15 protein-coding genes and 2 pseudogenes are annotated in these 18307 nt (G+C 56.6%); 10 read left to right on the top strand and 7 right to left on the bottom strand.

Features of this window, described 5'->3' with window-relative positions; genetic code table 11:
• The first annotated feature begins 11 nt into the window (after positions 1-11).
• From ACIOWE_RS08700 to ACIOWE_RS08690, 3 genes are all read left to right on the top strand, one after another.
• On the top strand, positions 12-1379 hold the full coding sequence (locus ACIOWE_RS08700) for a DUF1329 domain-containing protein (protein WP_201235231.1): 1368 nt from the start codon (positions 12-14) through the stop codon (positions 1377-1379).
• Positions 1380-1518: 139 nt separating this feature from the next.
• On the top strand, positions 1519-4074 hold the full coding sequence (locus ACIOWE_RS08695) for a LuxR C-terminal-related transcriptional regulator (protein WP_401389896.1): 2556 nt from the start codon (positions 1519-1521) through the stop codon (positions 4072-4074).
• Positions 4075-4219: 145 nt separating this feature from the next.
• A complete protein-coding gene (locus ACIOWE_RS08690) occupies positions 4220-4384 on the top strand; it encodes a hypothetical protein (RefSeq protein ID WP_401389893.1) in 165 nt (54 codons plus the stop codon).
• 4 nt (positions 4385-4388) lie between these two features.
• On the opposite strand, the gene ACIOWE_RS08685 is transcribed toward ACIOWE_RS08690, so the two are convergent.
• Positions 4389-5177, bottom strand: coding sequence for an IclR family transcriptional regulator (locus tag ACIOWE_RS08685; protein ID WP_401389890.1), 789 nt, complete (start codon positions 5175-5177; stop codon positions 4389-4391).
• A gap of 164 nt (positions 5178-5341) precedes the next feature.
• Between ACIOWE_RS08685 and hmgA the strand changes: the two genes are divergently transcribed.
• From hmgA to ACIOWE_RS08665, 4 genes are all read left to right on the top strand, one after another.
• Positions 5342-6646: a homogentisate 1,2-dioxygenase gene (gene hmgA / locus ACIOWE_RS08680; RefSeq protein WP_401389887.1), complete on the top strand. Its 1305-nt coding sequence runs from the start codon at positions 5342-5344 to the stop codon at positions 6644-6646.
• A gap of 3 nt (positions 6647-6649) precedes the next feature.
• Positions 6650-7954, top strand: coding sequence for a fumarylacetoacetase (fahA, locus tag ACIOWE_RS08675; protein ID WP_401389884.1), 1305 nt, complete (start codon positions 6650-6652; stop codon positions 7952-7954).
• 12 nt (positions 7955-7966) lie between these two features.
• Positions 7967-8602, top strand: coding sequence for a maleylacetoacetate isomerase (maiA, locus tag ACIOWE_RS08670; protein ID WP_401389881.1), 636 nt, complete (start codon positions 7967-7969; stop codon positions 8600-8602).
• Positions 8603-8749: 147 nt separating this feature from the next.
• Positions 8750-10105, top strand: a complete 1356-nt coding sequence (locus ACIOWE_RS08665) for an MFS transporter (protein ID WP_401389878.1) — start codon at positions 8750-8752, stop codon at positions 10103-10105.
• Between the two features lie 88 nt (positions 10106-10193).
• Here ACIOWE_RS08665 and ACIOWE_RS08660 read toward each other — a convergent pair whose 3' ends face one another.
• On the bottom strand, positions 10194-10997 hold the full coding sequence (locus ACIOWE_RS08660; protein ID WP_401389875.1) for a SirB1 family protein: 804 nt from the start codon (positions 10995-10997) through the stop codon (positions 10194-10196).
• A 185-nt stretch (positions 10998-11182) separates the two neighbouring features.
• Between ACIOWE_RS08660 and ACIOWE_RS08655 the strand changes: the two genes are divergently transcribed.
• A complete protein-coding gene (locus ACIOWE_RS08655) occupies positions 11183-12202 on the top strand; it encodes a Leu/Phe/Val dehydrogenase (RefSeq protein WP_401389872.1) in 1020 nt (339 codons plus the stop codon).
• A 134-nt stretch (positions 12203-12336) separates the two neighbouring features.
• On the opposite strand, the pseudogene ACIOWE_RS08650 reads toward ACIOWE_RS08655, so the two are convergent.
• Positions 12337-12600 (bottom strand): annotated as a pseudogene (locus tag ACIOWE_RS08650) (YebG family protein); the annotation flags it as partial.
• 298 nt (positions 12601-12898) lie between these two features.
• Here ACIOWE_RS08650 and ACIOWE_RS08645 point away from each other — a divergent pair.
• On the top strand, positions 12899-13399 hold the full coding sequence (locus ACIOWE_RS08645; protein WP_201235210.1) for a phosphate-starvation-inducible protein PsiE: 501 nt from the start codon (positions 12899-12901) through the stop codon (positions 13397-13399).
• Positions 13400-13485: 86 nt separating this feature from the next.
• On the opposite strand, the gene ACIOWE_RS08640 is transcribed toward ACIOWE_RS08645, so the two are convergent.
• Together ACIOWE_RS08640 and ACIOWE_RS08635 are read right to left on the bottom strand one after the other, a co-directional pair.
• A complete protein-coding gene (locus ACIOWE_RS08640; protein WP_401389868.1) occupies positions 13486-15246 on the bottom strand; it encodes a hypothetical protein in 1761 nt (586 codons plus the stop codon).
• Between the two features lie 65 nt (positions 15247-15311).
• On the bottom strand, positions 15312-15983 hold the full coding sequence (locus tag ACIOWE_RS08635) for a hypothetical protein (protein WP_401389865.1): 672 nt from the start codon (positions 15981-15983) through the stop codon (positions 15312-15314).
• 233 nt (positions 15984-16216) lie between these two features.
• Here ACIOWE_RS08635 and ACIOWE_RS08630 point away from each other — a divergent pair.
• Positions 16217-16342 (top strand): annotated as a pseudogene (locus ACIOWE_RS08630) (phosphate-starvation-inducible protein PsiE); the annotation flags it as partial.
• Here the strand turns inward: ACIOWE_RS08630 and ACIOWE_RS08625 are convergent.
• Both ACIOWE_RS08625 and ACIOWE_RS08620 read right to left on the bottom strand, forming a co-directional pair.
• The gene (locus tag ACIOWE_RS08625) at positions 16339-16656 is read right to left on the bottom strand and encodes a DUF3509 domain-containing protein (protein ID WP_401389862.1); all 318 of its coding nucleotides are present in this window, start codon (positions 16654-16656) and stop codon (positions 16339-16341) included. The pseudogene ACIOWE_RS08630 and the gene ACIOWE_RS08625 sit on opposite strands and share 4 nt — an antisense overlap.
• A gap of 310 nt (positions 16657-16966) precedes the next feature.
• Positions 16967-18268: a serine/threonine transporter gene (locus ACIOWE_RS08620; protein WP_401389859.1), complete on the bottom strand. Its 1302-nt coding sequence runs from the start codon at positions 18266-18268 to the stop codon at positions 16967-16969.
• Between the last annotated feature and the right edge of the window lie 39 nt (positions 18269-18307).

The following is an 18307-nucleotide window of genomic DNA, read 5'->3' as shown; positions in this document are numbered from 1 at the left end:
GGATGAAAGCAATGCGCAAAATGATTCTGCAATGCGGTGTGCTGGCCCTGAGTCTGCTGGCGGCCAATGTGATGGCGGCGGTGTCGCCGGACGAGGCCAACAAACTCGGCACTAGCCTGACCCCGCTCGGCGCCGAGAAGGCCGGCAACGCTGACGGCTCGATCCCGGCCTGGACCGGCGGCATCCCGAAAAACGCCGGGGCGGTGGACAGCAAAGGCTTCCTTGCTGACCCGTTCGCCAATGAGAAACCGTTGTTCACCATCACCCCGGCCAACGTCGACAAGTACAAGGACAAACTCTCCGACGGCCAGGTGGCGATGTTCAAACGCTACCCGGAAACCTACAAGATCCCGGTCTATCCGACCCACCGCACCGTCGCCGTGCCGCCGGAAATCTACGAATCGGCCAAGCGCAGTGCGCTCAACGTGACCACGATCAACGACGGTAACGGTCTGGCCAATTTCACCGGCAACCGCTACTACGCCTTCCCGATTCCGAAGAACGGCGTCGAGGTGTTGTGGAACCACATCACCCGTTACCACGGCGGCAACGTCAAGCGGATCATCACTCAGGTAACCCCGCAGACCAACGGCAGCTACACGCCGATCCGCTTCGAAGAAGAGATCGCCGTGCCGCAACTGATGAAGGATCTCGATCCGGAAAAAGCCGCCAACGTGCTGACTTTCTTCAAGCAATCGGTGACCGCTCCGGCGCGCCTGGCGGGTAACGTGCTGCTGGTGCACGAGACCCTCGATCAAGTGAAAGAGCCGCGTCTGGCGTGGATCTATAACGCCGGGCAGCGCCGCGTACGTCGTGCACCACAAGTGGCGTATGACGGCCCAGGCACCGCGGCCGATGGCCTGCGCACTTCGGACAACTTCGACATGTTCTCCGGCGCCCCGGACCGTTACGACTGGAAACTGGTCGGCAAGAAGGAAATGTACATCCCGTACAACAGCTACAAACTCGACTCGCCGAAGCTCAAGTACGACGACATCGTCAAGGCCGGGCACATCAACCAGGACCTGACCCGCTATGAACTGCACCGCGTGTGGGAAGTCATCGGCACGGTCAAACCGAGCGAGCGGCACATCTACGCCAAACGCCACATGTACATCGACGAAGACAGCTGGCAGGTCGCGCTGGTCGACCATTACGACGGTCGCGGACAACTGTGGCGTGTCGCCGAAGGTCACGCGCAGTATTACTACGATCACCAGGCGCAGGCCTACACCCTCGAAGCGCTCTACGACATCATCGCCGGCCGCTACATTGCCCTGGGGATGAAGAACGAAGAGAAGCACAGTTTCGAATTCGGCTTCGAAGCCAAGGCTGCCGACTACACGCCATCAGCCCTTCGCGCAGAGGGGGTGCGGTAACGGATCAGATACATCAGCCGTACAAAAGGCGACCGCACGGTCGCCTTTTTTATGGCCGCCAATCAGCGTGCTGAATACTCGTCAACAAGCTGTCGGGAGAGGGCTAGGGTGAACCCACAACTATAAAAAGGCTTGCCCGATGACTGCCATGACGCCGTGTCTGGATCGCCCCGGATTTTTGCCCAGACTGTCCTCCCATCATCAACCCCGCGCTCGATTGAGCGAGCCATTGCTTGAATCGATGGCGCGGGTCAGGCTGATCTGCGCACCGGCGGGCAGCGGCAAGAGTGCGCTGCTTGCCGAGTGCTTGCTACAAGCGCCGCAACACTGCGAAGTCTGCTGGTTGCCGCTGGCGGGGGCGGTATTGAGTGCCAGCGAATTTTGTCTGCGCCTGGCGCAGGCGTTGGGGCTGGCCGAAACAACGGAATCCGCTCTGATCGCGGCGCTGAGTCGCTGGTCGAGGCCGACCTGGCTGTTTATCGATGACTACTGCCGACTGCCGGATCCAGCTCTGGACGCATTGCTTGATCGTTTGCTGACGGTCAGCAGCCCGGCATTGGTCTGGTGGATCGGCACGCGTCGACGCCCGCAATGCAACTGGCCCCGCCTGCTGCTCGATGATGAACTGTACGAGTGCGAAAGCCCGACACTGGCGCTCACCGAAGAAGAGATCGCGTTGGCCTTGCGGCACTTGTCGTCCGAGCAGGCCGTTAGCGTTGCCGCGCGCATCGTCCAGCGCACGGGCGGCTGGTGCGCGGGTGTGCGCATGGCCCTGTTGCAAAAGTGCGACTGGTCGCAAGGCAATCAGCCACAGCAGCGGGTGGACACGCTGCTGGATTATCTGCAACACGAACTCTTCAACAGCCTGACACCGGAGTTGGTCGAAGTCTGGCGAGTATTGGCCCATCTACCGCGCTTCAATGCCGAGCTGTGTGAGCATTTGTTCGGTGCCGGGGAGGGCGCGCAGTATCTGCGCACCTTGCAAGTGCTCGGCTGCTTCGTCGAACCGTGGAACGACTCGGCCGATTGGTGGCAGATCTTTCCCCCGCTGTCACGGGTGATGCATGACGAGCAATGGCCCGCCAGTCGCTCCTGGCATCGGCGGGCCTGCCAGTGGTTTTCCTGGCGGCAGGATTGGCGTTCGGCCTTCGAGCAGGCATTGCTTGCCGAAGAGTATGAAATCGCCGTCAGCCTGTTGCAGCACTTCAGCTTTGAGCATCTGTTCGAAGAGCAGACGGTGGTGCTGTTGTTGCGATTGCATGAGCAGCAGGGGCAAGAGCTGACCTTCAGCAACCCGCAACTGGTGGGACTGGTCACCGCAGCATTACTTTTTGCCGGGCGCTTTGAACAGGCGATGCACTGCATCGGACACCTGTCGCGGTTCATGCCCCAGCCTTCGGCAAGGCTTGAGCTGCAATTGATTGCACGATGGCAAACGTTGCAGGGTTGGTTACTCCATTTGACGGGTCAGATGGATTGCGCTCACGGACATTTTTCGCAGGCGCTGGAGGCACTCGATCCCGATCACTGGACTGCGCGGGTGATGTGTTTGTCCGGGATGACTCAACAGGCTCTGTTGCGTGGTGAGCTGGATCTGGCTCATGCGCTGAATCGCCAGGCGCTGTGTCTGGCGCGGGCGCAAGGCTCGTTGGCATTCGAAGCGCTGCTTGAACTCGATCACGGGCAATTGCTTGAACAACGAGGTGCGGCGCTTCGGGCAGAAAGCCTTTTGGCGGGTGTGCATGATTTACTCGACAGGCAACCGAACAGGCTGACGCCGCTGCTGGGAAGGATCGCCCTGCGTCGCGGGCGCCTTGCGCTGAGTCAGGGGCTGGATGCCTCGGCAGCGGAGTTTTTTCAGTCCGGGCTGGAGGATTGCAAACGCAATCAAGACAAGCGGGTTCTGTATGGCTACCTGGGACTGGCACAACTGGCTGCCAATCAGACGGACTATCAAAAGGCGTTCGTTTGGCTACGTGATGCGGAACGTTTGATGCAGCAACGGCAGATTCCGGAAACGGTTTACCGTGGGGTGTTACTACAAGTCAGCAGCCAGTTCTGGTTACAGCAAAGACGTCCTGAACTGGCATGTGAGGCGATGACACGGCTGCTGCGGCACTATCAAGGATCGGACGCCTTGCAGGCGCCACCCGCAACACTTGAGTTGATCCCACGGATTGAATACTTGCTGATCATTGCGCAAGTTGGCTTGCGTACAGCGCACAACCCGCTCGGCCGCCTCCAGCGTTTGCTGGAAGCGGCGCATCAACGCAAGATGCTTTCGCTGGAAACCGACCTTCATCTGGCGTTGGCCGAGTCTGCCTTTATTCAAGGCGATCAACTTATGGCGCGACGTCACTTACAGCAGGGGATAGAGCTGACCAGTCATCACTGTTTGCATCAGGCGTTGCGCGAACTGAATCTGCGCCAGCCCGGGCTGTTGAAAGCCCTGGATAAAGAGCCACTGGAATTGCCCGGTGCCAATACCCTGAGCGGTAGCGGACTGCTCAGTCTCCGTGAGCTGGAAGTTTTAGGCCTGATCGCCAAGGGATATTCCAATCAACAAATTGCCGATCAGCTGTTTATTTCTCTGCATACGGTAAAAACCCACGCCAGACGCATACATGGGAAGTTAGGGGTCGCACGACGAACCCAAGCGGTTGCGAGCGCCAAGTCATTGGGCATGGTGTTCTAGTATTTTTGCATTGAAAGTCTTTCGAAGTGGTTCGGTGGCCGCGTCTGAAATGAACCGCCACGCTTCGGTTTCAATAACTTGCTGGAATTTTCGTCAAGGCCAGTTGTTTGGGGTAACTGCTTTGTATCTGAAAAGGGATTCTTAAATGGAAGTTCGTAGTCTAGATAACGCTGGGTTCGGTAAAGTGGGTGAGGCGCTGGCCGCACTGACGGGTCACTTGAAAGACATGCCTGCATTTGAAGTTATTTTACGGGCTTGTTTGCAACGTGCGCTTGGCGAGTTTGTGCCTGGGTTCGATGAGCCTGCCTGAACTTTCAGAACGCAGGCGTCTCGAATCCCATCCGCCAACTCACGGCCCGCGTCGCAGCCAACAACCGCTGCGCCGCCGGGCCGTTTTCGTCGGCGTGGAACAACGAAGTCGGGCCGACGATGGTCAGCACCGCTGCAACTTGCCCAACCGCATTGAACACGGGTGCCGACAAGGCATCCACACCCGGCATCAGCAAACCGTGCACATGATGCAGACCGCGTTCGCGAATCTGTTCACACAACGTGGCATAAGCCTTTTCATCGGCCAGCGGATGATTGGCAACAGCGATTTCCTGCTCACGTAATTCGTCGGTTTCCCGATGCGGCAGGTAGGCGCTGAACACCAGTCCGGTGGAGGAGCTGAGCAACGGCAACACTGAGCCCAATTGCGTCACCACCGTCACCGCGCGCACCGCCGGTTCGATGTGCACCACGGTCGCACCCTGATTGCCCCACACCGCCAAAAAACAGGTTTCGTTGAGTTCGTCGCGCAATTCGGCCAGCGGCAGGGCGGCGACTTTCAGCACGTCCATACTGTTGAGGGCGGCCAGGCCCACGCGCAGCGCTTCACGACCCAAACCGTAATGGTTGGTCGCGGTGTTCTGCTCGGCAAACCCCGAGGCGATCAATGCCTGCAAATAGCGATGCACTTTGCTCGCCGGCATCTGCACATGTTCGGCCAGGCGCGACAGCGAAGTGGAAGGCGACAACTCGGCCAAAGCCTTGAGGATGTCGGTACCGACTTCGGCGGAACGCACTTTCTGTTTGCCGTTACTGTCGCTGGTTTTTTCCATGAGGCTGCCGGGATCCGAATCGAATGGGCGTCTTTATAGCTTGACGCTGGATAGCGAGCAAATTACGTTATGCGTAATCGAATTACGATAATAACAACCCCGGCGTGCCGAAACCTCTGAGCCAGAGCGATGGGCCACTGCCGACTCCCTGTTCAGGAGGCTCCATGAACCTCGATTCAACCGCGTCGTCGCTGGCTTATCAGTCCGGTTTCGGCAACGAATTCAGCACTGAAGCGTTGCCCGGCGCGCTGCCCGTCGGCCAGAACTCCCCGCAAAAAGCACCGTACGGCCTCTACACCGAATTGTTCTCCGGCACTGCGTTCACCATGACCCGCAGTGAAGCGCGGCGTACCTGGATGTACCGGATCCAGCCATCGGCCAATCACCCGGCGTTCGTCAAACTGGAACGGCAACTGGCCGGTGGCCCGTTGGGTGAAGTGACCCCCAATCGCCTGCGCTGGAACGCGCTGGACATGCCGGGCGAGCCGACCGATTTCATCGACGGTCTGGTGAGCATGGCGGCCAACTCTGCGGCCGATAAACCCGCCGGGATCAGCATCTATAACTACGCCGCCAACCGTTCGATGGAACGCGTGTTCTTCAACGCCGACGGCGAAATGCTGCTAGTGCCGCAACTCGGGCGCCTGCGGATTGCCACTGAGCTGGGCGTGCTGGACGTCGCGCCGCTGGAAATCGCCGTGCTGCCACGCGGGCTGAAATTCCGCGTTGAACTGCTCGATCCGCAGGCTCGCGGTTACATCGCCGAGAACCACGGCGCGCCGCTGCGCCTGCCCGACCTCGGGCCGATCGGCAGCAATGGCCTGGCCAATCCGCGTGACTTTCTGACCCCGGTCGCCGCCTACGAAAACCTGCAACAACCGACGACGCTGGTGCAGAAATTCCTCGGCCAGTTGTGGGGCACCGAACTCAATCACTCACCGTTGAACGTGGTCGCCTGGCATGGCAACAACGTGCCGTACAAATACGACCTGCGCCGGTTCAACACCATCGGCACGGTCAGCTTCGATCACCCGGACCCGTCGATCTTCACGGTGCTGACTTCACCGACCAGTGTGCACGGGTTGGCCAACCTCGATTTCGTGATCTTCCCGCCACGCTGGATGGTCGCCGAGAACACCTTCCGTCCACCGTGGTTCCACCGCAACCTGATGAACGAATTCATGGGCCTGATCCAGGGTGAATACGATGCCAAGGCTGAAGGTTTCGTGCCCGGCGGTGCGTCACTGCACAGCTGCATGAGCGCCCACGGCCCGGATGGCGAAACCTGCACCAAAGCGATCAACGCCGCGCTTGCACCGGCGAAGATCGACAACACCATGGCCTTCATGTTCGAGACCAGCCAAGTGCTGCGCCCAAGCCGCTTCGCCCTCGAATGCCCACAACTGCAATCCAATTACGACGCTTGCTGGGCCACGCTGCCCGCCACGTTCGACCCGACCCGGAGATAACCCATGACTCAGAATTCGATCACCCGCAGTTGGGTTGCCTCGGCCAACGGCCACACTGATTTCCCGTTGCAGAACCTGCCACTGGGCGTGTTCAGCATCAACGGTTCGGCGCCGCGTGCCGGTGTTGCCATCGGTGAGCACGTCTTCGATCTGCAAGTGGCGCTTGAGGCCGGGCTGTTCGATGGCGCCGCACGCAGCGCGGTCGAAGCCATGCACGGCGGCCAGTTGAATGCGTTCTTCGAACTCGGCCGCGAAGCGCGGGTGGCCTTGCGCGAGCGTCTGCTGGAATTGTTCAGCGAAGGCAGCACCCATCGCGGCAACATCAAAGCTCAAGGCGCTAAATTGCTGCCGCTGGCTGCCGATTGCCAGATGCATCTGCCGGCGCGCATCAGCGATTACACCGACTTCTATGTCGGTATCGAACATGCGCAGAACGTCGGCAAACTGTTCCGCCCGGACAACCCGTTGCTGCCGAACTATAAACACGTACCGATCGGCTATCACGGCCGCGCCTCCACCGTGCGCGCGTCCGGCACCGACGTGCGTCGTCCGAAAGGCCAGACCTTGCCGGCGGGTGCGACAGAGCCGACTTTCGGCCCCTGCGCGCGACTGGACTATGAACTGGAACTGGGTATCTGGATCGGTCAGGGCAACGAGATGGGCGAGTCTATTGCCATCGGTGATGCCGCCGAGCACATCGCCGGTTTCTGTCTGCTCAACGACTGGTCGGCCCGTGATATCCAGGCCTGGGAATACCAGCCACTGGGTCCGTTCCTGTCGAAGAGTTTTATCACCAGCGTTTCTCCGTGGGTCGTCACCGCCGAGGCGCTGGCACCCTTCCGCACCGCGCAACCTGCGCGTCCTGAAGGTGATCCGCAGCCGCTGCCGTATCTGTCCGACAAGCGCGATCAGCAGGGCGGTGCGTTCGACATCGAACTGGAAGTGTTGCTGCTCACCGAGCGCATGCGCGAGCAAAACCTGCCAGCCCATCGCCTGACCCTGAGCAACACCCGCTACATGTACTGGACCGTTGCGCAAATGGTCGCGCACCACAGCGTCAACGGTTGCCAGTTGCAGGCCGGTGACCTGTTTGGTTCGGGCACGTTGTCCGGCCCTGAAAGCGGTCAATTCGGCAGCCTGCTGGAAATCACCGAGGGTGGCAAAAAGCCGATCGAACTGGCGTCCGGCGAAGTGCGCAAATTCCTTGAGGACGGTGACGAAATCATCCTGCGCGCCCGTTGCGCTCGCGACGGTTTTGCCTCCATCGGCTTCGGCGAGTGCCGCGGCATAGTATTGGCGGCACGCTGACAGGAGCGGCTCATGGACCTCTATACCTATTACCGTTCGACCTCGTCTTATCGGGTGCGGATCGCGCTGGCGCTCAAGGGCCTCGACTATCAGGCATTGCCGGTCAATCTGATCGCGCCGGCCGGTGGCGAGCATCGGCAAGCGGCGTACCTTGCGATCAATCCACAAGGCCGAGTGCCGGCCTTACGCACCGATGAAGGCGAATTGCTGATCCAGTCGCCGGCGATCATCGAGTATCTGGAAGAGCGTTATCCACAGGTGCCGTTGTTGCCGCAGGACTTCGCCGCGCGCGCCCATGTGCGTGGCGTGGCGGCAGTGATCGGCTGCGATGTGCATCCGCTGCACAACGTCAGCGTGCTCAATCGCTTGCGTCAGTTGGGGCACGAAGAGCCGCAGGTGGTGGAGTGGATCAGTCACTGGATCGGCCAAGGCCTGGCCACGGTGGAGCAGTTGATCGGCGACAGTGGTTTCTGTTTCGGCGAGTGGCCGTGCGTGGCTGATGTCTACCTGATCCCGCAGTTGTATGCGGCCGAGCGGTTCAATGTTTCGCTGGAGGCTTACCCGCGAATCCGCCGGGTTGCGGCATTGGCCGCGGAACATCCGGCGTTCATCAAGGCGCACCCCGCGAATCAACCTGACACCCCGTAATTCCCCTGTGGGAGCGAGCCTGCTCGCGAAGACTGAGTGTCAGCCACCATTCATTTAGCTGACACCGCCTTCGCGAGCAGGCTCGCTCCCACACGGTTCGGCGTTGAACCACACCAAAAATCATAAAAACAAAACAGGTACCTTGCGATGCACAACCAGATTGCCAGCTTCCGGGCGGCACTCGACGCCCGTCCTGTGTCCCGATATCAGTGGTTGCTCTTGATCCTGCTCGCCTTGTTGCTGGTCACCGACGGTTACGACGCCCAGGTGCTCGGTTATGTGGTGCCGGCGCTGGCGCAGGATTGGGGCCTGGAGAAATCTGCGTTCGGCCCGGTGTTCAGTGCCAACTTGCTCGGTCTTACCCTCGGCTCCCTCGCTGTCACTCCTCTGGCCGACCGTTTCGGCGTGCGCCGGATTCTGCTGGCCTGCGTACTGATCTACGCCACCCTCACCGTGCTGATGGTGTTCGCCGACTCGCTGAATACGCTGATGATTGCGCGCTTCATTTGCGGGATCGGCATGGGCGGCGCGATGCCCAGCGCCATGGCGTTGATGTCGGAATACTCTCCACCGCGCCTGCGTACATTGATGGTGACGCTGGCCGCGTGCGGCTTCTCGTTTGGCGGCGCGGCGGGTGGGTTTGTTGCGGCCGGGTTCATCGACCAGTTCGGCTGGCAGACAGTGTTTCTAGCGGGTGGCGTGACGCCGTTGCTGCTGTTTCCGTTTCTCTGGTGGATGCTTCCCGAGTCGCTACCGCGTCTGCTGCGTGACGCACCGCCGTATACGCGCCTGCGTAAAGTCACCGCGCAGATGCTGCCGGACTGGCAACCACCGGCCGCGTCTATCGAGCAAAACGAGCGCGAGCAAGGCAGCAAACTGACAGTGGTCGAGTTGTTCCGCAACGGTTACGCACGGCCGACATTGCTGATCTGGGCGACGTTTTTTGTCAGCCTGATTCTGCTGTATTTCATGATCAGTTGGCTGCCGTCGCTGCTGCTGGAAAGTGGCCTGAAACTCAACGAGGCCAATCTGGTGACGTCGATGTTCCTGTTCGCCGGTACGTTGGGTGCGATCTGCATGGCCTGGTTCGCCGATCGCTTGAAGCACAAAGTGCGCCTGCTGTCCGGCGTACTGGCGGGCGCGGCGCTGTGCACGATTCTGCTTGGGTTCAATCACGACAATCCGCGTTATCTGGTGGCCTGCGTGTTTGCCGCAGGGTTCTGCATCATCGGCGGACAGCTGACGCTGAATGCGTTCGCGAGTAATTTCTACCCCGCGCACGTTCGTGCGACCGGGACTGGCTGGGCGCTGGGTGTGGGGCGATTCGGTTCGATTCTCGGGCCGCTGTTTGGCAGTCTGTTGTTGGCGATGCACATTCCGGTCGAGCAGATTTTCTTCTTCTGCGCGATCCCGGCGGTGATTGCGGCGTTGTTGATCATTCAGGTGCGTTCGCCTCTGGATGTCACTGCGGTTACACCGGTTGGGGAATCTATAAAATCCTGAAGATCAAAAGATCGCAGCCTGCGGCAGCTCCTACATTGGGATTCGCGTGAAACCTGTAGGAGCTGCCGCAGGCTGCGATCTTTTGCTGTTAATGGACAACAGAACTCGGCGGGAGGTGGCCGAGGCGCTCGGTCAGGCGCAAGCGCTGGATCGGATCGTCACTGAGCAACAGCGCGTGCTCCAGATCGAAACGCTCGGCGTTCGGGCAGTCGAGCCGTTGATACAGACTGGCGCGGGCAAGGTAATCAGCAACGCCGGCATTGCCCAGTTCGAGCACGCGCTCGGCGTCGATCAGCGCGGCGATGAAGTCATCGTGGGTCAGGTGCAGCTGTCGCAAGTTGCGCGACAGGCGCTGAAGCATCTGCACCGGCGTCGCCGTCAGCAAATGCTCGGCGTTGAGCTTCATGTTCGGCCCGTACTGGCGTTGCAGCAATTCGCGACAGTCATTGGGATACAGGCGTCGACCACCGCAAGGGTCAAGCAAGTGATCGGCTCCGGGCACTCGCAGCAGGAAATGCCCGGGGAAGTTGACTCCAACCAGCGGAATTTCCAGAGCGCGTGCCAGTTCCAGGGCAATCAGCGCCAACGTCAATGGCTGACCGCGCTTGGTCTGCAACACTTTATGCAGCAGAGCTGCCTGCGGACGTAGCGGCAAAAAGTCATCCTGGGCAAAACCCAGATCGGTCATGCGCCGCAATAACGGCTGCGCCAACTCGCTGACGGGCAGCATCGGCAAGCCGTAGCTGACCCGTTGTTGCAACTCCTTGAACGCTTGCAGCAGCGCTTCTGGATCGAGGGCTTTTTCGTGCTCGGCGGCCATCCACAGCGCGGCTTCGAACAGCGCGGGCGGCGAACGGTGTAGACACTCGAAAAAACGTTGGCGCGGACTCATCACAATCTCCGGGGAATGCCTCGTTTTAGCCCCGTCCGCGCCATTCGTCCAGTGCGTGGTTATGCGCGTCTTGGGTTATGCCGCAAAGCGCTTGTCAGCGGCTGCGCTTATTCCGGTGCGCTCCAGCAATTTTCAGGCGCAAGCCTATACTGGCGTTCTACAAGAAGTGATTCGGGAGCCCAACGATGTTTGCGCTCATGCAAAGCACTCGCCTGGAATCGCTGCACCTTAGCGTTGACCCGGTTACCGGGTTGAAGGCGGTCATTGCCATCCATAACAGTCGTCTCGGGCCAGCCCTGGGCGGATGTCGTTATCTTGCCTATCCCAATGATGAATCGGCGGTCGAAGACGCGATTCGCCTCGCTCAGGGCATGAGCTACAAAGCCGCGCTGGCCGGCTTGCCGCAGGGCGGTGGCGTTGCAGTGATCGTGCGTCCGGTGCATGTGGAAAATCGTGGCGCGCTGTTCGAAGCCTTCGGCCGTTGCATCGATCAGCTCGATGGCCGCTACATCACCGCCATCGACAGCGGCACGTCGGTAGCGGACATGGATTGCATTGCCCAGCAAACCCAGCACGTCACCAGCACCACCTCGGCGGGGGATCCTGCGCCGCATGCGGCCATGGGCGTGTTCACCGGGATTCGCGCCACGGCGATGGCACGGTTGGGCAGCGACAATCTGGAAGGCTTGCGCGTGGCGATCCAGGGTCTGGGAAATGTCGGTTACGCGCTGGCCGAGCAATTACATGCGGCCGGAGCCGAATTGCTGGTCAGCGACATCGACCACGGCAAGGTGCAACTGGCGATGGAACAGCTCAATGCGCACCCGATCGCCAACGATGCGTTGCTCAGCACACCGTGTGACATTCTCGCGCCGTGTGGATTGGGTGGGGTGCTCAACAGTCACACGGTCACGCAACTGCGTTGCTCGGCGGTGGCCGGGTCGGCGAATAATCAGCTGACGCATCTGGATGTCGCTGATCAACTGGAGCGGCGCGGCATTCTTTATGCGCCGGACTATGTGATCAATGCCGGGGGACTGATTTATGTCTCGCTGAAACATCGCGGCGAGGAATTGACCACGATAACCGCGCATCTTTCGAAAATCAGTTCACGGCTGACCGAAGTATTTGCCCATGCGCAGGCAGAGAAGCGTTCGCCGGCGCGGGTGGCGGATGAGTTGGCCGAGCGGGTTTTATATCGCTGAAAAGCAAAAGATCGCAGCGTTCGGCGGCTGCGATCTTTCCGATTTGAACGGTGTTACTTGGCTGCTTTCGCCGCTTTTGCAGGTTTGACCGGCGCTTCAGCCGGTTCCGCCGCATCAGCAACGTCAGCCACTGCCTCTGCCTCTGCCGGCGCATTGATCAGCTCCGACAGCGCATCAGGCTGGCTCTTGAACGCCTTGGCAAACACATCGCGATTCTTCGCCATGTAGATGCCGACTTCTTCAACCTGCTGCTCGTTCAGCGACGGCACGGCTTTTTGCAACACTTCAGACAGCATCTCGGCCAGTTCGAGCATTTTGTCATGACGGTCAGCTTCGGCTTTATCCATGAACAAGCGCTCCAGATCTCGGCTGCTGCGGTATACCACTTCGACGGCCATTCACCACCTCACATGCCTTCACATTTAGTTGTCTTTGCGACCACTGTATCTATATACAGCGAAAAGGATAAGCGAATCCCTGCGCTTTGGGTAGCGGCTTTTCAATGTAGACCGGATTTGAGGTTTGTCAGCCTCGCCGAACATTGATGCGCGCGGTGCGACCAAACGCCACGGCGCGTGTTTTGCGGCGGCTCGCCATGATGGCGTGGCCTCTTTTCTGCATGAAACTGTAAGCGTGCAGAAAAACCGTCACGTCCACCACGCATCATCCGCTCTGATCGGGCTAAGGAACTTCATCGTGAAAATCAACTGGGCCGAGAAACTGCGGCAAAACGTGCATCAACTGGCCGAGTCCCTGGGCAACCTGTTCGTCGAGACCTTCCACTATCTGGCGTTGTTCGCCATCGGTGCGGTGACGGCGTGGGCGGCGGTGATGGAGTTTCTCGGGATGCTCGAGGAAGGCCACATCAAGATCGATGACATTCTGTTGCTGTTCATCTATCTGGAACTGGGCGCGATGGTCGGGATTTATTTCAAGACCAACCACATGCCGGTGCGCTTCCTGATCTACGTGGCGATCACTGCGTTGACGCGTTTGCTGATCTCCAACGTCTCGCACCACAACCCGCCGGACATGGGCATCATCTACCTGTGCGGCGGGATTCTGCTGCTGGCGTTGTCGATCCTGGTGGTGCGTTACGCCTCGTCGCAATTTCCTTCGGTGAAGATCGAACACCCGCAACGCAAGATTGGTACGGGGTCCGGTGAGCATCCCGAGGTCGAAAAGGGCGAACTCTGATTGTTTTTGTGCATTACGACGGGTTGACCCCGTCGTATTTTTTCAAAAAATATGGCTGTTGGCCTTTGTTTTAATATAGTGATTGATTAATGCTGTTTGAAGCTCTGGCGCTTTGCACTTTTCAATACCCGCTTTTTTTCTTCCCTAAAACTTTCTGATGCTTTAAATGTAAACATTTCCTCCTTGGGCATTCCAAGTGAATGTGTTTCGCGCTCTCTATTTTCTTCATTTTCAATGTACTTTAGGAACTCTTCAACCCTTTCCAGTCTTACTCCAACTCTTTCCATGCGCTCACCTTTTATAAAGTGACCGTATTCCTTTCGAGCGGCTTCTGTTAGGTAGTTGCTTACGGTTTCATCGTAAATTCCGCAGTCAGTACACACCAAGTCTAGATATGTAAAGTAATATGCTAATTCGTTTAGCATGTATAGCCCGTAGCTAGTGATTTTAACGCTGTCAACCGATTCTGAGTAAGAGTCGAGTCGATTGTTTGACTCGACAAAACCGTGCCTTAGAAGAGTGTCGAGATTTTGTTTGAAGTCATCAAGCATTCCAAATGTTTCGGCGAAGTATGCTTTTAGTTCTGCCGCTGAAACATATTGCGGTGCGCTTGGGTCAATGCCCTTGGAGATTTTTCGAAGGATTCGAAGTCCTGTGAAGTGAGAGCCATGTCGAATGGAACGAATTTGATAAATGTTGGGTATGTCGCTAACAGTTTCGTCGTAAAAATAACGATTTGGTATCATTACCGGTTTTATTACTTGGTGTATCTTGAATATCCAGCTGCCGTTTGAAATCATTTCCTCGACATTTGTATATCCAGAGAGTAAAAAGCTTCTAAACAAATCTAACGAAAGACGGATATCCCCATGTGCGCAAGCAGTCAGGAATTGGTTTAATGGGGATTGTTCGTTTGAGAACTCTCGACTTAAGATTCGAAGGTATTTCGAGCTGTCGCGAGTGAAGTCTAAATTGTAGTCTTCGATGCTCTCAGAGCTTATTTTGCGCTCATCGATAAGTATTGAAACAGTGTAATCTAGCCTTTTTTTGAAAACTTCCGCAGGTTTTGGCGAGCTAATGTGAAATCCCGAATTTTGGAAAGCATCTAAGACGCCATGGATCTTTGAATCATAAAAGCGCTCTTCACGCATTGAAATTAGCACAATGCTTTGCAAACGTTCAGAGATTTCTTGAGCTGATGAAAAACAGAAATCTTGCACTGTTGTTGAGTATTGGTCTGTGTTGTCAATTACGATTATTGCTCCCTTTCCTTTGGTAGCCAGTCTATTAACTAGTCTTTCTGCGCAGTAAGGCAGATCAGCTTTCCAGTTAGAAACTAATGAGTTTAACTTGATGTTGTAACTTTCCGACGATGCGGTCAGTCCTGCCAGATCCTGCTTTTTTGCTATTTCGAATTTGTCGCTGAATAGTTCGCTGATTAATGTGTTGCGTTCTGAATCTAATATTTTGTCGTGATCTAATTTTTCGACTAAGTTTTTCCAGATAGCAAGCCTAATTACTTCTACGTCTTCTGGTGTCTTCAGTAAGTCAATGATAGCAATCGCTGAGTGCTCACGAAGCCATCTGGGTGCATTGTGGTGAAGAAGGCGCTTGATAAAGGTCGATTTGCCAGCACCTTTTCCTCCGAATAAAACCAACACCTCGCCTTTTCTTTGTTCTTTTATATTTTTTGTAAGTCGCCCGCCTAGTCGCCCACCTTTGCCGGTGTCATCTAATTGTTGAACGCCATATGAGCTAAAGTAGGGCGATAGCGAATCGTGAATAAGGGATCGCATTCCATCTGAGGTGCCTTGATATTCACGTTGTGATACGTAGCACCTTTCCATGAACTCTGTGTCATCATCTTTAATTACACCAAAATATCGATTTATTATGGGTCTTAATTTTGAAGCTAGTCTATTTGCTGTAATGGTGTGTGAATAAGATGGTATTTTTTCTTTGGGGAAATATATGGTGCGGTCTTTAGGGGGGGGGCGCTGCTTAATAATATAGGGAGAGAGGAGTTCTCAGTGATCGCAGTAAAGGAAAAATTATTTATTGCTTTGGTGTATTCAAGTTTAAAAAAATCCAGCGAGCGAATCACGAATGCTTGTAAGGTTTCCCAGCGTTTCCCTTTTTCAAAGGTCTTAAAAAAAATCCACTCTATACCGTTAGTGATGCAAGCATATTCGCAGCCGGTGTCAAAGCAGTATGTTCGAACTTGCTCCATTGCGGATTTTATATTTTGGTCTGTGATTAATTTTTTTATTCCGATGAAACACGATTTTTCAGTTGTTGACGATGCGATGGGTAAGTTGAAGAATACTCCAGCCCGCTTAGCTTCTATAAAAAGTAGATCGTCACTGTTTGTTTTTTTTAGAACGTAATCTGCGAAGCCAGGAGATATATACTCTTCTACGCATACTCGGTTTTTTGGCCAGCTCAGGAAGTCGTGAAGAATAAAGTCGATTATTTTGTGTCGAGTTTCAGCTTCGTTAATGTCTCTGCCGTGTGCAAATAGAATTATTTGTTCGAGATTGTCTATTTTGTCATGTGATTGAGACGGCTTTGTATTTTTGCTCACGATGACTTCCTTGTATTTGTTTTCTCTAGATTGTCGAAATAGGCGGTGCCTAAGTTTTCTATTTATGGTAGCTAAGAGCTATCAAGCTGTCTATGGAAGCTAAATGCGCATAGCGCATAGCGCGAGATGCGGAAAACTTGAAAAATATCAATAAATATAAAGAGTTAAAAATTTTATGATCAAATATTTCACGAAGCTCTTGTCTACGCAATCCATTAGAATAGACGGGATTCGCGCTATCGATCATGGTGGTGCGTTACGCCTCGTCGCAATTTCCTTCGGTGAAGATCGAACACCCGCAACGCAAGATTGGTACGGGGTCCGGTGAGCATCCCGAGGTCGAAAAGGGTGAACTCTAAAGCCCGGCCACTTGCCGTGGCTGACCTTTGAGCTGCGGCGGTGGCGGGGTGAGCCCGTCGCCGCTGGTCATCGCTTCAAGAATCGCCATGGCACTGTGGCCCTGTTCGATGGCGATGCCGAATTGAATGCTCTGCACCAGCAGCTTGAGGCGTTTGGGGTCATTGCGCTGTTCGGCGCTGATCATCCGTTTGGCAACGATGCGGCCGCTGTTGGACAGGGTCAGCATGATGCTGCCGTCCAGGCCCTGAATGCTCAGGTTGATCTGATAGTCCGGCGCAAAGGCATCGGTAATGATCTGAAAAGGATTGTCCATGATGCGTCACCGCCTGATTGAACGTGCAGTTGTTGACCGGCCGTGATCGGGTTGGTTCGCCAAACCGGATCATCGGCCATTCCGTGGTCTGTATCGTTGCTTCATGTAGGGGCTGCCGCAGGTTCGGGCCGCGTTCGGACGATCTTTTGATCTGCAGTGTTTTGATTTCGGTCATGAAGGTCAAAAGATCGCAGTCTGCGACAGCTCCTACAGGGGTATAGCAAGGGACATGCCGGGAAAATTGTCGAACAACAAAACCGGACAAAAACAAGGCGAGCCTATGGTTCGCCTTGTTCATTTACGGGCTGTTTCAGGGCACGACCGAGAAGATGATCGCTGACAGTGCAATCAGGCCGATCAGCACGACAAACACGTTGGAGGCCTGGCCCGAATACTGGCGCAAGGCCGGCACGCGGCGGATTGCGTACATCGGCATCAGGAACAGCAGGCAGGCAATCACTGGGCCGCCGAGGTTTTCGATCATGCCGAGGATGCTTGGGTTGAATGTCGCCACAGCCCAGCAACTGAGGATCATGAACAGCGCGGTGGCGCGATTGAGCCAGCTTGCCGACATCACGCGGCCGCGACTGCGCAGGCTTTTCACGATCATGCCCTGGAAGCCTTCGCTGGCGCCGATGTAGTGGCCGAGGAAGGATTTGGTGATCGCCACCAGTGCAATCAATGGCGCGGCGTAAGCGATGACCGGGGTCTGGAAGTGGTTGGCCAGGTACGACAGGATCGAAATATTCTGCGCCTTGGCTGCCGCAAGATCCGCCGGCGACAGCGCCAGTACGCAGCTGAAACAGAAGAACATCACCGTCACCACCATCATGCCGTGGGCCATGGCGAGGATGCCGCTGCTCTTGCGCTCGGCCTGCGCGCCGTAGCGCTGCTTCTGGTCAACCGCGAACGCCGAGATGATCGGCGAATGGTTGAACGAGAACACCATCACCGGGATCGCCAGCCACAATGTCTTGAGGAACACTGACATGGGCATCGCCTCTTGAGCACTGGCGAAGAACGCGCCGTTCCAGTTCGGGATCAGGCTGATGGCGAGCAACAGCAACGCGGCGACGAACGGGTAAACCAACACGCTCATGGCTTTGACGATGACGCTCTGGCCGCAGCGCACGATGGCCATCAGACCCAGAATCAACGCCAGCGATAGGATCGCCCGGGGTGGCGGGGCGATGTGCAACTGGTGTTCGAGGAAGCTGCTCAAGGTGTTGGTCAGCGCCACGCTGTACACCAGCAGGATCGGGAAGATCGCGAAGAAATACAACAGCGTGATCAGTTTGCCGGCACCGATGCCAAAGTGTTCTTCGACCACTTCGGTGATGTCCCCCGAACGCCCGGACAGGACGAATCGGGTCAGGCCCCGGTGGGCAAAAAACGTCATCGGGAACGCCAGTACGGCGAGAATCAGTAGCGGCCAGAAACCACCGACGCCAGCATTGATTGGCAGGAACAAGGTGCCGGCACCGATGGCGGTGCCGTACAGGCCAAGCATCCAGGTGGTGTCGAATTTGCTCCAGCCCTTGTGGGCGGTTTCTGTTTTGCCTGTGAGGTCTACAGCGGGATTTTCGGCAGCAGGTGTACGTACATCGGTCATCGGTATCGCCTCGTTATTATTTTTGCTCGGGCTCACGTG

The organism is Pseudomonas sp. NPDC087598, assembly GCF_044743525.1.
GTDB lineage: Bacteria > Pseudomonadota > Gammaproteobacteria > Pseudomonadales > Pseudomonadaceae > Aquipseudomonas.
Note: the sequence above shows the minus strand (reverse complement) of the source record. Positions and strands in the feature narration are given on the sequence as shown.